The sequence below is a fragment of the Ignavibacteria bacterium genome (assembly GCA_013177855.1).
In the GTDB taxonomy this organism is placed as follows: domain Bacteria; phylum Bacteroidota; class Ignavibacteria; order Ch128b; family Ch128b; genus Ch128b.
Genome location: JABLYA010000001.1, coordinates 2,386,030 through 2,402,008 on the forward strand (window position 1 = coordinate 2,386,030; position 15,979 = coordinate 2,402,008).

Consider the following 15,979-nt stretch of genomic DNA (forward strand, 5'->3'; position numbering starts at 1 on the left):
CATTCAATTTGAATGCACGGGATTAACAATAAAAAGCAAAAAAGGAGAGTCTATGAAACGAGTAATTTTATCACTTGTTCTTTTAGTAACTTTCTTCACAATGGCATACAGCCAGTATGCTGAGAGTTTCTTTACCTCAAATCCAAATTATAAGCAGGAATTAGAAAAAGCTGGAGTTACGAAATTTTCTATACCGGCTACGGTTAATTATAAACCCTTAGGAGTTATTAATTGGTCAGAAGGATTTGAGGGAACAACATTTCCACCTACGGGTTGGGCGGTTCACCAATTAGATGGAGGTACTAATACCTGGATAAGGTATACAACTAGCCCAATTTTTGGAACAGCATCAGCCGCAGTAAGATGGGAAAGCTCGACTTTGCGCAATGATGATTGGTTAGTAACTCCCCAATTTCAAGTAAATCCCGGTGCCTTTCTAAACTTTTATGCAAAGAGACAATCAACTTCTTATTTCGACTCTGTAGAAATTTATTATTCTACGACAGGTGGGGTTCCTCCAACTGGTTACAATTATATAACTACGATTATGCCTGCTGGAACTACTCCTGAATTATTTCAAATACCGTTAAATGCTCTAGCAGGACAGAATATTTATATTGCTTTTAGATACAAAGAATTAGAGGAATATAGATTTTATCTTGATAGCGTATATGTTGAAACTCCAGTTGCATTGGATGCAGGGATTGCTGCAATAAATAAACCCAAAAGTATTGAAACAACTCTTGGCACAACACCTCAATTTGTAGTAAAAAATTTTGGAGCTAATCCAACTGGTGCATTTCAGGCAACATTTACTATTCAACCAGGTGGATATACCCAGACAGTTAATGTTAGTTCATTAAACAGTGGTGAAAGTGTTACAATTGATTTACCTGCCTGGGTACCAGCAAATGCGGGTAATTATGTCGTGACTGCTTATACCAATTTATCTGGTGACTTAAATCCACAAAATGATACACTGCGAAAATTTGTAAGTGTAACTCAGGAACTTCCAAAAGACTTCACCTATAATGTCTCATCATTATATCCAGGGGGTGTTTCGCTTTATGGCTTGGAGTTTGATGGAAATTACTTCTATGTATCTAAATGGAATGAAAATAAAATTTATAGAATAAATAAGACAGGAACTCAACTTGACTCATTTACTATAAATGGAATAAGTTCAACTTCAGGTTTACGAGATCTTGCCTGGGATGGACAATACCTGTATGGAAGTACAACTACGACAACTGTTTACCAGATAGATGTTTCAACTTTCAATGCAACAACTGCATTTACTTCACCAATTTCAGTTAGAGGAATAGCTTATGATAAAGCTAATGATGCTTTCTGGGTATGTAACTGGAGTACAGATTTAAGATTAGTAAGTCGTACTGGAACAACTTTACAAACAATCACCGCAGCTTCCCATGGTCTGACAGGCATGTCTGGAATAGCTTATGACACTTTAACTGCTGGCGGACCATTTATCTGGGTTTTAAATGGCGGAAGTGCAACTGATGAAAAGATACTATATAAGATTCTTGCATCATCTGGTTCTAAGGTTGACAGCTTCTTAATTACTCATCATTTGCCTGAAGGTGCAATTGGAGGTGGCGTATTTGTATCTGATAAGGTTGTTCCCGGTTCAATTACTTTAGGAGTGCTTAACCAAGGTACACCTCACTTAATTAATGGTTACAGAATTGGAGGTGCTGCACTCCAACCATCTATCACAGTTGTTCATCCTAATGGTGGTGAAGTATTCAATACAAATTCAAAAGAAATTATTGTATGGAAATCGCAAAATTATAATGGAAATGTTGATATTCTTGTAAGTCTTGATGGTGGACTAAACTTCCAACCATTGGCTTTGAATGTAGCTAATACTGGATTTTATTCTACAACAACTCCTGAAATTACAACCAATAATGGTTTAATAGCTATAAGAGCTGCTGGTCAATCAAATCCATTTGATGTAAGTGATGGACCATTCAGTATAGTTTCTGCAACAAATGCACAGGTTAATTTCCCAATTGTTGTGACGGATGGAATGTTTGCGCAGAGTTTAAGAACGGGATTAGATCCAACAGCAACCGATGGATTTGATTCTAATTTAGGTGAATATGAATTACCACCTGTACCTCCTGCAACAGTATTTGATGCTCGATTAATTGGTGAAGATATTGGTGTTCCACAATTGGGTAATGGAACATATAAAGATTTCCGTCAGGGTACAAATGAGTTTAATGGACAAAAGATTCATGAAGTAAAATATCAGGTAAGTCAGGTTGCAAGACTTAATGGTAATCCAATCACTCTTTACTGGGATTTACCATCAAATGTAACCGGTAGATTACAAGATTTAGTAACAGGTTCTATTATTGATGTTCAAATGACAGGGAGTGGTTCCTACACCGTTGAGAATCCGTCATTATATAATAAATTAAAAATAACTTATACTTATACCTATACACCGCCGGTTACTGGTCAAATTAAAATTTTATATCCAAACGGTGGTGAAGTTCTGAAAAGAGGTTCTAATTTCGTAATGGCGTGGTTGTCAAATGTTCCTGGTAAATTAGATTTGTATGGTTCAACTAACGGAGGTGCAAATTGGATATTGCTTGAGGATAGTTTGGATAATACTGGAGTATATGGTGGAGATATTGGTTTCGATACACCAGAAGGCAATCAATGGAAATTGAAATTAGTAAGTCAAGCAAATCCAACAATTTTTGATGAAACTGACGGTACTTTCTCAATTCAGGGTACAAAGTTAGTCTATTTAGATAATCCTTTTGTAATTAGTGATGGTAATTCTTCTGTTGGATTGTTCTATGGAATTGATCCAAGCGCAACTGATGGACTTGATCCAGCTCTTGGAGAAGCTGAATTACCACCACCACCGCCAACCGGTGTATTTGATGGAAGATTTGTAGGTACTGATATTGGTATTCCACAACTTGGACAGGGTACTTTGAGAGATTATAGGCAAGGTGGTAGTACATTTGCTGGAAATAAAATTCATGAAATTCAATATCAAGTTGGAAGTGGAGATTCATTAAGATTATTCTGGTATTTACCACCAAATGTAACCGGTTTATTACAGGATTTCTTCGGTGGTGCATTAGTTAATGTACCAATGAATGGTGCTGGTAAATTTACCGTTCCAAATCCAGGAATATTGAACAAGTTAAAAATAACCTTAACTTATACTGCAGCCCCGGCAATGGTTCAAGTTGTTCAACCAAATGGTGGTGAAAACTTATTTGTCGGGCAAACATATCAAATTGTCTGGAATGCAAGTGGAATTAATAACGTAAAATTAGAATATTCGACTAATGGTGGTTCAAGCTGGAATTACATTGCAACAGTTCCAGCTTATACAGCAAGTAAAGTAAAACTTTCAGGTAAACATCCAAAAGATCCTGATGCAGTAATTGAAGGCACATTAGGAACCTACTCATGGGTTGTGCCAAATACTCCATCGAATCAATGCTTGGTTAGAGTTTCAGATAATGATAATCCTTCTGTATTCGATGTCAGCGATAATTTCTTTTCTATTTCTGCACCAATGTCAGAAGGTTGGGTTGTTCAAAATAGTGGAACTACAGCTGAATTGTATTCAGTAAGCGCAGTAAATGAAAATGTTGCCTGGGCTTGTGGTGCTGGTGGTGTTGTGATTAGAACCACAAATGGCGGTCAGACCTGGCAAACAGTTACTGCTCCACGAGCAGTTGATGCTTATGTAATCTGGGCACTTAGTGCAGATAAAGCATTTGTAGGAACAAGTGGTACATCTGATGCAAAGATTCATATGACAACTAATGGTGGTCAAACCTGGACAGATGTTTATACAATAGCTGGTGGCTTCTTAAATGTAATTAGGTTTATTGATAATGATAATGGTTGGGCTCAAAGTGATCCCGTTGGTGGTAACTGGGTATTACTCAAGACAACAAATGGTGGTTTAAACTGGTCATCAATGGCGACAGTACCACAGGCAGGTAGTGAATATGGCTGGAATAACTCTGGATGGGATAAATCAGGTTATATGTGGTTTGGTACAAATAATTCCAGAATTTATTATTCAACTAACAATGGAACAAATTGGTCATTTGCACCAACTACTTCAGCAAATGCTTATGCTGTAGCTTTCGATGGTAATTTAAATGGACTTTCTGGATTCGCTTCAGGTATACTTAATAAATCAACAAATGGTGGAGCCAGCTGGTTCTCAATTACCTCACCGACAAGTGCAGATGTCACTGGTATTTCTACAGTTGATAATAATGAATTCTTTGTAGCCGCAGGTGGAAGTGTATGGAAAACAACTGACGGTGGAAATAACTGGACAATGAGTTATGGCTCGGCTTCAAGTATTTATCATTTGTCATTAGTTCCAACTTTAACTGAAGCACAAGCTGCAGCAGGTTGGGCTGTAGGTGCTGGTGGATTGGTAATTAAGTACAGAAGACAAATTCAACAACCATCAGTTCATGTGGTTCAACCGAATGGTGGTGAAAACTGGCCCGTTGGTTCAACACAGAACATTATCTGGGATGCACAACTAATTTCTAATGTTAAACTTGAATATACAACAGATAATGGTGCAACATGGATTAATATTGCGACAGTTCCTGCTGCAAAAGTCAAAAAAGTTAAACTTGATGGATATTCTCCAAAAGATCCGAATGGTGTTATTGAAGGTAACTTAGGTGTTTATGCCTGGACAATACCTAATACTCCATCAACTCAATGCAAAGTGAGAGTATCGGATGCATCTAATCCTGCAGTATATGACGAAAGTGATAATGTGTTCACAATAAGTGAAGGTGTAATAGGTGAAAATTGGATTGTGCAAAATAGTGGAACAACAGCTACACTTTATAGCGTATCGACAGTTAATGCTAATGTTGCCTGGGCGACAGGTGTTGGTGGTGTTGTTATTAAAACAACAAATGGTGGTGCAACCTGGCAGACAGTAACTCCACCTCGTGCGGTTGATGCTCATGTAATTTGTGGAGTGAGTGCAGATAAAGCTCTAGTCGCAACAAATGGAACTTCTGACGCGGTAATCCACATTACAACAAACGGCGGTCAGACCTGGCAGAATGTTGTGACTGTTCCAGGTGGTTTCATTAATGTAATCATAATGTTTGATGATATGAACGGATTTGCTCAGGGTGATCCTGTTGGTGGTAACTGGACGTTATTAAAGACCACTGATGGTGGATTTACATGGACACCTGCTGCTACAGTTCCTCAGGCAGGCAGTGAATATGGATGGAATAACAGTGGATGGAATGTTGGTAATACATTGTGGTTTGGTACAAATAATTCAAGAGTATATAAATCTACAGATGGCGGTGCAACCTGGACTTATGCACCCACAACAGTTGTAAATAGTTACTCAGTTGCATTTGGTAATGCATTGAAAGGTGTTGTTGGTTCTGCAACCGGAACTGCTAACCGCTCGACAGATGGTGGTAATAGCTGGATTTCAATAACAACACCGGCAACTGGAAATATTTTAGGAATGACTTCAGTTAGTGAAAACGAATATTGGTTCACTTCAAACACATTTGTTTATTATTCAAGCGATCATGGTACAAATTGGTCGACTGGCTTTACTGCTACACAATCGCTTTATCACTTGCATTTCAAAAGCCTTGGTGGGCAGAATGCAGTAGGTTACGCTGTTGGTGCAAACGGATATGTAGTGAAATACTTTAGAGGACCAGTTACACCTCAAGTTGTAGTTGTTGCTCCTAATGGTGGTGAGAATTGGACTGTTGGTTCTACAAGACAAATTGTCTGGAATGCACAAGCAGTACAAAATGTAAAGCTTGAGTATTCGACCAATAATGGTGCAAGCTGGAATTACATTGCAACAGTTCCAGCTCTTGCAAATAAATTAAATAATGCAAATGATGCTGAAACTTCGAATAAATCAGTTGAAGGAACTCTCGGCACATATAACTGGGTAATTCCAAATACTCCATCTAATCAATGCTTGGTTAAAGTATCTGATGCTTCAAATCCAGCAGTCTTTGATGTAAGTGATAATGTCTTTACGATTAGCACTGGAGTTCCTGGACCTCAATTACAATTTAATTACGATATTTCTGCATTAGCTCCAACTGTTTATTCACTCTATGGTTCAGAATTCGATGGAGAATATTTCTATATCACAAGATGGAATGAACCTAAAATATTTAGAGTAAATAAATCCGGTACACAAATCGATTCGTTTAATGTGACAGGATTACCAAGCGGTGGTTTTAGAGACTTAGCATTTGATGGTCAATATTTGTATGGTAGTAATAACTCTACAACCGTTTATAGAATTGATAGAACTACCTTTGCTGCAACTGCTGCGTTTACATCGCCGATTGCGGTGCGTGGTATATCTTATAACGCTGCACAAAACGCTTTCTGGGTAGCTAATTGGTCAACGGATATTGTCCTTGTTAGCAGAACTGGTGCAACTTTATATACAATACCAGCTGCTCAACATGGATTTACTGGAATGTCTGGTAATGCATATGATACATTAAGTCCTGGTGGTCCATATCTCTGGGTCTTTAGTGGTGGAACAGATACTGATCCAAAAGTTCTTTATAAACTTAATCCAACCAATGGTCAAAGACTTGATAGTATTGATGTTACAGGTATTTTACCAGATGGTGCAATTGGTGGTGGTTTATGGGTAACTGATCAGTATGAGCCCAATACTATAACTCTTGGTGGTAGCTCTCAAGGAGTTCCACATAGATTATTCGGTTATAAGATTCACGAATTTGGACCTATTCCAGGAACAGTTACTGTTTTGAGCCCGAATGGCGGTGAAAAATATTATCGTGGACAATGGCAGTTAATTGTGTGGAAGTCTTATGAATTTGATAACAGAGTAAAAATTAAAGTTTCTTCTGATGGTGGTAATACATATATGGAATTAGCAAGCAACGTTCCAAATAATGGTGTATTTGCTGTTCAGGTTCCAAATGATGCTTCATTAGGAAATCAATATAAGATTAGAATAGAATCACAAAGTGATCCTACCAAGTATGATGAAACAGATGGAACTTTCGAGGTTGCAGCAGCACCACATACTCTTCCATTAGTAGATCTTCCAATGGTTATTACTGATGTTGATAAGAGCAGATTATTAAGGTTTGGTCTTGATCCTCAAGCAACAGATGGTATTGATGCTCAATTTGGTGAGGAAGAATTACCGCCAGCTCCTCCAGCTGGTGTACTTGATGGTAGATTTATAGGTGATGACATTGGCTTGCAGTTGGGTCAAGGTCTGGCATATGATTATAGAACAGGTCGAACAAATGTACCAAGCATCAAAGTACATGAATTGAAATTCCAGAAAGGTTCTGGTCCTGTAATAGAAATTAATGTTTACCTGCCAAATGATGTGACAGCAAGATTCGAATCATTTACTCCTGGTTTCGATACAACTGTCAGCGGAACTGCAAAGGTAGTAGTGTTTGACTCTACATTGAACAAACTTAAAGTAACTTTGAATTACTTCCCGGGTTCAGCACTAGGTACATTTAACCTATTTGGACCAATCAACAACGCCTTAGTAACAGCTCGACAGAATGATTCTACAGTCATAACATTTAGATGGTACAAAGCAAAGAATGCAGTATCTTACAGACTGAGAATGGGAGTTCCAACAATTCCACCATTTATGCTTGATACACCTTCAAATAATAGTGGTGCTGATTCATTGTTTACAATAAGACAATATGAGCTGTTTAATATTTTCTCTAAACCTTCTTATCCAGTTGATACAACAGTAACTGGTCAATGGGCGGTATGGGCTTATGGTGCTGGTGGTGATTCTGTAAGAAGTAATAGTGTTTATTCAATAAGATTAAGACTTGTAAAGTTCACAGGCGTTGACGAGGAATTTGAAGGTGTACCAACCAAATTCGTAGTTTATCAAAACTATCCGAACCCATTCAATCCATCGACAAAGATTAAATTTGGATTGCCTGAAGATGCCGATGTAACAATTGAAGTATTTAATGTTGTCGGTGAAAAAGTCGCAACTCTTCTGAGTGGCAATTTGAAGAAAGGTTATCACGAAGTGAATTTCGATGCAGCTGGATTGCAAAGCGGTGTTTACTTCTATAAAGTTAATGCTGGTAAATTCAGCACAGTTAAGAAAATGTTGCTAATCAAGTAATCACGAATCATTGGTTACTTGCAATGGTTCTTTTTAACGAAAGCCCGTTAATTCGGGCTTTCGTATTAATGTTTAATTAATATAGGTAAGCTGAAAATGAGAAAAATTTTTCTTTATCTGTTATTATTCCTAACTGTATCAGATTTAGTTGGAAGTGAAAAAATTGGGAAATACTTAAAAAATTATCTTGAACTAAATAATAATTCTGAACCAGTAAAAGTATGGATATACTTCACAGATAAAGGTGATAATCTTGAACGTTTCTATTTAAATCCCGAGCTTGTTGTAAGTAAAATTTCACTTGAAAGAAGAAGAAAAGTTTTACCAGAAAATAATTTAATCGATTATCAAGACTTACCTGTAAATTCAAATTATATTAATCAGATAAAAGATTATGTACTGGAAATAAAACATCCATCAAGATGGTTTAATTCTATTAGTGCAATTGTCAATCCGAACCAGATTTATGAATTGATTAATTTTCCTTTCATTAAAGAAATTGAACTTGTTGAAAGGTTTAGGAAAGCACCTGAACCTCAAACCGAAGGAGATGAGTTTCCTCAACCACCCATTGAAGTAGAGAATCTTACTGGCTTCAATTATGGTTCATCTCTAACTCAAAATCAACAAATTAATGTTGTAGCTGTTCACAATACTGGTAATTATGGACAGGGTGTTAGAATTTGTTTAATGGATGCTGGTTTCAATCGATTGTCTCACGAAGCTTTTCAAACTATGAATATCATTGCAACCTGGGACTTTGTTAACAATCGTCCATATGTAGGTGATGGACAGGGTGGAATGGGTGAAGGAAGTCATGGAACTCAAACTCTTTCAACTATTGGTGGATTTAAGGATGGTCAATTGATCGGTCCTGCGTTTGGTGCAACTTATATTCTTGCTAAAACCGAAAACACAGAAAGTGAAACTCCAATTGAAATGGATAATTGGATTAGAGCACTTGAGTGGGCTGACAGCATCGGTGTAGATGTTACCAGCACATCGCTTGGTTATCTTGAATTTGATCCACCATATCCGAGTTATAGCTGGATGGATATGAATGGCAATACAGTTCCAATAACAATTGCAGCAGATTTAGCAGTAAAAAGGGGAATTGTAGTTGTAAACTCAGCCGGCAACGAAGGATATAATTCAACGAGAAATACTTTAGTTGCCCCTGCTGATGGTGATAGTGTAATAGCAGTAGGTGCAGTTACTTCTTCTGGTTCGAGAGCTTCTTTTAGTTCTGTTGGAAACACAGTAGACGGAAGAGTAAAACCAGATGTAATGGCAATGGGGAGCGGAGTTAGAGTCGCAAGTCCTTATTCAGATAATGGCTATACATCTGCCAGCGGAACTTCATTTTCTTGTCCACTTGCTGCAGGAGTTGCCGCTTTGATTTTAAGTGAAAATCCATCATTAACTCCAATGCAAGTTCGTGATGCAATGAGAAATACAGCTAACAATGCTTCATCACCAAATCGAGAATATGGATGGGGCATTTTAAATGCATTTAATGCAGTCAATTATTTTAATATTAATTTTTCTCATACACCGCCAAACGATTCTACTAACCTAAATGGTCCTTATCGAATTGCAGTTAAGATTACTTCAAGACTCGGAATTGACCCAGCATCTGTTAAATTATATTGGGGAAGAGGTGTCATTGCAGATTCAATTTTGATGAATGAAGCTCCCGGTGATACCTTTTATGCTTTTATTCCTGGAAATGGTCAATCAGCTGTTTATAAATACTATATTCAGGCGAAAACAGCTGATGGTCAGGTCATTAAAAATTATCCTAAGCGTGCACCACAAGAACTATTGGAGTTTAGAGTTGGAAGTTTTGCAAGTGTGAATGTTTCATCAGGCTGGAACTTAATGTCTATACCTGTTCAAAATCAAAATTTACTCTTGAATGGTGTATTCCCAGATGCAATTTCGAACGCATATTTTTATGATGGAAGATATATTTCGAAAGATACTCTAATCAGTGGTTATGGTTTCTGGTTAAAATTTAATTCGTCTAAAAATTATACGATTAGCGGGACACCCTTAACTGGAATTTCAATTCCTGTCAAAGCTGGATGGAATTTAATAGGTTCACTTAATTCAAACATACCTGTATATTCAGTTATAAGTAATCCTTCAGGAATTATATCTACTCCATTTTACGGTTACAATGGCGGATATTTTAATTCACCACAGATTGAAAAGGGGAAAGGGTACTGGGTTAAGGTAAGTCAGAATGGTTATTTGATTCTAAATTTAAATTCAAAAAGCAGTCTGAATTCAAGTAATTTCTTTAATGATGTTCCAGACAAATTAGTATTTAAAGATAATTCGAATAATCAAACTGAATTATATTTAAGGAATTTGGATTTTGAAGGTGAGTTACCTCCAGTTCCTCCATCAGCAATATTTGATGTAAGATTCTCGAATTCCAGAGTTTATTCAGAGAATGGAGAAGATTTTATTCAATTGCAGGGAATAAATTATCCATTAACTGTCAGTCTCTCACCAAAATCGGAATTAAAAGTTGAGTTAATTGATCCAGTATTAAATCAAGTAATTGGTAGATTGATGCCTGGTGGCTCTATAACAATCAATGAATTAACTGGCAATATCTTAAAAATTAAAACGGTTCGAGAACAAATCTCTTACAAATTATATCAGAATTATCCCAATCCTTTTAACCCAGTAACTAATATTAAATTTCAGATTCCAAAACAAACAAGGGTAACTTTGAAATTATTTAATTTGATTGGCGAAGAAATTGCAACTTTAATTGATGAACAAAAAGAAGAGGGTCTTTATGAAGTTAAAGTTGATATGAGTAAAATTTCTGCTTTAAGTTCAGGCATTATTTTTTATCAGTTAAAAACAAATGATTACATATCAACTAAAAAAATGATATATCTTAAATAAGTGTTGAGGACTAAAATGTTTAGAGGAATTTTCAAATCGTTAATCTTCATCCTAATTTTTACATTTTCGGTTTATGGTCAATCACCTCAGATAATTCAATTAGTAAATAAAGTAAACAAAGATAGTTTATCATTGTTCATCAGACAGCTGTCAGGAGATACATCTTGTGTAATTGGAGGTGCACCATATACAATTGTGTCAAGACATAAGAATCAACCCGGTAATGATAAGGCAGCACAGTTTATTTATGAAAAATTTCAATCTTATGGTTTACAGGTTCAGTATGAATCTTTCAGTTCTACTGGTAAAAATGTAATTGCGACGAAGCAAGGACTAAATGATTCTCAGGCATATTTTGTAATATGTGCACATTATGATGATATGCCTTCGGGTACGACTGCTCCTGGAGCCGATGATAATGCCAGTGGAACAGCAACGGTCTTAGAGCTTGCGAGAGTATTTTCTCAATATAATTTTAATTATACAATAAAATTTATTTGCTTCGATGAGGAAGAGCAGGGTTTAATTGGAAGTAATTATTATGCAACGCAGGCAAGAAATAGAAATGATTCAATTATTGGTGTGATTAATCTTGATATGACTGCATATGACGCAAATAACGATGGAATGGTCGATGTTCATTCTAACAGCGTTGCTAATACATCACAAATTGCAAATGAGTGGATTAATAATATTTATCAGTATGGTGTAAATCTTACTCCGAGAACAGTTGCATCTCAACCTTACAGTGATCATTACAGTTTTCAACAGAAAAATTATGGTGCAATTTTAGTTATTGAATATGATTTAGAATTCAATCCAAGATATCATACTGTTAATGATAAATTTCAATATCTGAATATGGATTATGCGACTAAGATCGCAAAAGTTACGGCAGCAACAGCCGCTGAATATGCTCAAATACAATCTGCCAATATTGTGAATCTGTTTACTTCTTCGGGCTGGAATTTAATTTCTATTCCTATAAAACCTCAAGATGGAAGAAAATCTGTCTTATTCCCAAGTGCTGTATCTTACGCTTATTCGTATGATAATTTTTATGTCATATCAGATACATTGAATATTGGCAAAGGTTATTGGTTAAAATTTAATGCGGCACAATCACACCAATTACAGGGACAATTAGTTAATCAATTGCAGATTCCGGTTAAAGCAGGTTGGAATTTAATTGGTACCTTGAACAGCAATATTTCTACTTCATCAATATCAACACAGCCACCGAATATCATCTCTAGTTTATTCTACGAGTATAATGGTTCATATTCACCATCTAATGTTTTAAATCCAGGTAAAGGTTATTGGGTTAAATGTTCTCAGAATGGTTATATAAATCTTGTTAGTAGTTTTACCAAAATATTTGACGATGCAGCTTTTGAGATTAAAAATTATGATTATGAATTGAATTTTATCTCCAATGAAAAAACAATGAAACTTTACTTACTGTCTTTTAATACAGATAAGGAAAAATTTGAACTTCCGCCTGTCCCACCTGCTGGAAGTTTTGATGTTAGATTTTCAAATAATTCATTTGTTGAACAAACAGGCGAAGATGAAAAGATTATTAACATAAACAGCAATAATCCATTAACGCTTCAGTTGAGATCGAATAAAACAGAACCTTTGTTAATAAGTTATAATAGTTCTGGTATTGAAAAACAATTGATTTTATCTCCTCACGAAAGAATTTTACTGGATGAAAATGTAAGTTTAATTAAATTAAAAAGAATTTCTTTACCGCAACAATTGATCTTATATCAGAATTATCCTAATCCATTTAATCCAACAACACAGATAAAGTTTTATTTACCAACTGATGGTCTGGTTGAAGTAAATATCTATAATTTACAAGGTCAGTTGATACAATCATTAATAAATGAAAAACTTGATGGTGGCTTCCATTCATTGCAGTTTGATGGCAGCAAGCTTTCATCTGGCTTGTATTTTTATGAACTTAAATTTGGTCAACAAAGACTTATACAAAAAATGTTGCTTGTAAAATAAATTTAGAAAGGAGTAAAATTGAAGCATCTATTTTTACTGCTAAATTTTATTTTGATTTCCAATCTTTTTTCTCAAGAGATTCAAATTCCAAAAGGTTCAAAATATTGTTATGAAAAGAAAATAAATCAGCAAAGTCTGGTCCAATTTAATTTAATGAGTCCACCACCAACTCATTCCTTTGATGTGCTTGATTATAAGTTAGATATAGATATTTATAATTGTTTTTTAAGCCCGTATCCTAAAAATTTTAGTGGGATTGAAGTTATCACAATTAAAGCAGATTCAACAATAAATTCTGTTAAACTTGATGCCTCTAATTCTTCACTGATTATTGATGGAGTTGGTCTGGCGGGAGTTAACTTCACTCATAATTCAAATGTATTAAATATAAATTTAAATCGAACTTATATGCCTGGAGAAATATTTCAGGTTCAAGTAAAATATCGGCATCAGAATGTAAGTGACGGTGCATTTTATGTTTCAGGTGGATTTGTTTTTACTGATTGTGAACCAGAAGGTGCGAGAAATTGGTTCCCATGCTGGGATAAACCATATGATAAAGCAACCTGGAATTTGAAAGCAAAAACCCCAGCCAATGTTTTATTAGGGTCAAATGGCAGACTTGCAGATTCGATAAAAGTTGGTGATACAATTTATTATAATTGGATAAGCAGAGATCCAATTGCTACCTATTTAATGGTTATTTCAGCAAGGGTGAGTTACAAACTTGATATTATTTACTGGACAAAACCTTCAACAAATGAGCAAATACCCATTAGATTTTATTACAATCCAAATGAATCAGTTGCGTCGATAAAACCCAAAGTTCTTCAGATGATAAATCATTATTCTAATCTTTTTGGTGAACATCCTTTCGAAAAAAATGGTTTCGCTACATTGAACAGTCAATTTTCTTGGGGAGGAATGGAAAACCAAACGCTTACAAGTTTATGTCCGAATTGCTGGAGTGAAAATTTAATCTCTCACGAATTTGCTCATCAATGGTTTGGAGACATGATTACTTGCGCAACCTGGGCTGATATCTGGTTGAATGAAGGATTTGCGACATATTGTGAAGCTTTATGGTATGAATATACTTCAGGTTACTCAGCTTATAAATCTGATATCAATTCGGATAAAAATTCTTATATGTCTGGAAATCCAGGCTGGCCTATTTATAATCCTCAATGGGCAATTACAACTCCTGATATAAATACTTTATTTAATTATGCGATTACTTATGCTAAAGGTGCTTGTGTTTTACATATGTTAAGATATACACTTGGTGATTCCACTTTCTTCCATTTAATTAAGTCTTACGCAACAGATCTAAGATATAAGTTTAAATCAATTACAACTGCAGACTTCGTTAATCTTGTAAATGAAGTGACCAATCAGGATTTATCCTGGTTCTTTAACGAATGGATATACTCTCCTAATCATCCAATTTATCAAAATACTTACAGCATCTCTTCGGCAGGAAATGGTAATTGGTTCGTATCTTTTACAGCTAAACAAACTCAGACAAACACTGTATTTTTTAAGATGCCAATTGTTATAAAAGTATCGTTCAGTTCTGGTCCTGATACATTGATTAGAGTTTTTAATGATCGAAATAATCAAACTTTTAGCTTTATGTTTAATCGTCAACCAGTAAGTCTAACATTTGATCCTAATGATGATATAGTCTTAAAAAGTGCAACTACTACACAAACAACAACACTTTGTCGGGAAGTTAATGTAAATGAAGGCTGGAATATTTTATCAGTCCCATTGAATTCAAATATATTCTCGACATCTGGACTCTTTCCAACAGCAATTTCACCAGCTTATGGTTATTCAAATGGTTATTTTGTTTCTGACACTCTGCTCTTAGGTAGAGGTTATTGGTTGAAATTTTCGTCAAGTCAATCAATCCCTGTATGCGGCAGTGCATCCACAATCAATAGTGTACAGGTAAAAACAGGCTGGAATATGATTGGTGTTTACGATAAAAATGTCAATGTCTCTAATATTACATCTACACCACCTGATATAATTCTAACACCGTTCTATGGATTTGAAAATGGTTATGTAGTTTCAACCACACTAAATGTCGGGAAAGGATATTGGGTTAAGGCTTCACAGAACGGAGTAATTAACTTCAACACAACTGCGAAGAATGTTATAACCAAAAGTCAGTTCGATGAAGGTTTGACTAAATTAGTTTTCAGCGATGCAAATGGGTATAAGCAAACTCTTTACTTCACCGACGAAAATTTCAATAAAGAAAAATTTGAATTGCCACCTTCACCACCTTACTCAGTAAGTGATATTAGATTTATTGATGATTGTCTGCTCAGCAGAAATGGTGAATCGAATTATATAAAATTGCAATCAATTGTTTATCCATTAAAAATAGAATTAGTTGGTGCTGTAAATAGTCTCAAACAGCTAATATTGGTGGACGAATTAAATAATGAAAGTTATTATCTAAATTCATCATCACCACTTATTTTGAGTAAACCGGTTGAGCAATTAAAAGTAGAGTTTGAGGGAATTCCATCTACATTTAAAGTATATCAAAATTATCCTAATCCTTTTAATTCACAAACCAACATTCGTTTTGAATTACCCGAATCTGGACATGTTAAATTTTCTTTAATAAACTCATTGGGACAAAGGCTCTTGAACTTAGATAGAGAATTCACACAACCGGGTGTTTACACAGAAAGATTTTTGTTTGATGGGATGTCAGCGGGAGTTTATTTTGTTGAAATAAACTTTAAATCTTCAACTCAAAGAATTAAATGTATTTACATTAAATAAAATGTAGGT

At 35.4% G+C, this 15,979-nt stretch carries 4 protein-coding genes; all 4 read left to right on the forward strand.

The features are described 5' to 3' along the window. Window positions 1–52: 52 nt before the first annotated feature. The 4 genes from HPY57_09985 to HPY57_10000 all read left to right on the forward strand — a co-directional run bounded on the left by HPY57_09985 (window position 53) and on the right by HPY57_10000 (window position 15,970). A complete protein-coding gene (locus HPY57_09985) occupies window positions 53–8,212 on the forward strand; it encodes a T9SS type A sorting domain-containing protein (GenBank protein ID NPV12108.1) in 8,160 nt (2,719 codons plus the stop codon). Window positions 8,213–8,308: 96 nt separating this feature from the next. Next, window positions 8,309–11,140 (forward strand): S8 family serine peptidase, encoded by a 2,832-nt coding sequence (locus tag HPY57_09990; protein ID NPV12109.1) that lies wholly within the window; start codon window positions 8,309–8,311, stop codon window positions 11,138–11,140. A gap of 15 nt (window positions 11,141–11,155) precedes the next feature. Next, complete coding sequence (locus HPY57_09995; GenBank protein ID NPV12110.1) at window positions 11,156–13,162, forward strand: M20/M25/M40 family metallo-hydrolase; 2,007 nt, start codon at window positions 11,156–11,158, stop codon at window positions 13,160–13,162. 18 nt (window positions 13,163–13,180) lie between these two features. Next, window positions 13,181–15,970 carry a T9SS type A sorting domain-containing protein gene (locus HPY57_10000; protein NPV12111.1) on the forward strand — a complete coding sequence of 930 codons (2,790 nt, stop codon included), beginning with the start codon at window positions 13,181–13,183 and terminating at the stop codon, window positions 15,968–15,970. Window positions 15,971–15,979: the final 9 nt, after the last annotated feature.

Coding starts and splice junctions, on each gene's coding strand:
- HPY57_09985 (NPV12108.1), top strand. CDS start 53: ATGAAACGAGTAATTTTATCACTTGTTCTTTTAGTAACTTTCTTCACA.
- HPY57_09990 (NPV12109.1), top strand. CDS start 8,309: ATGAGAAAAATTTTTCTTTATCTGTTATTATTCCTAACTGTATCAGAT.
- HPY57_09995 (NPV12110.1), top strand. CDS start 11,156: ATGTTTAGAGGAATTTTCAAATCGTTAATCTTCATCCTAATTTTTACA.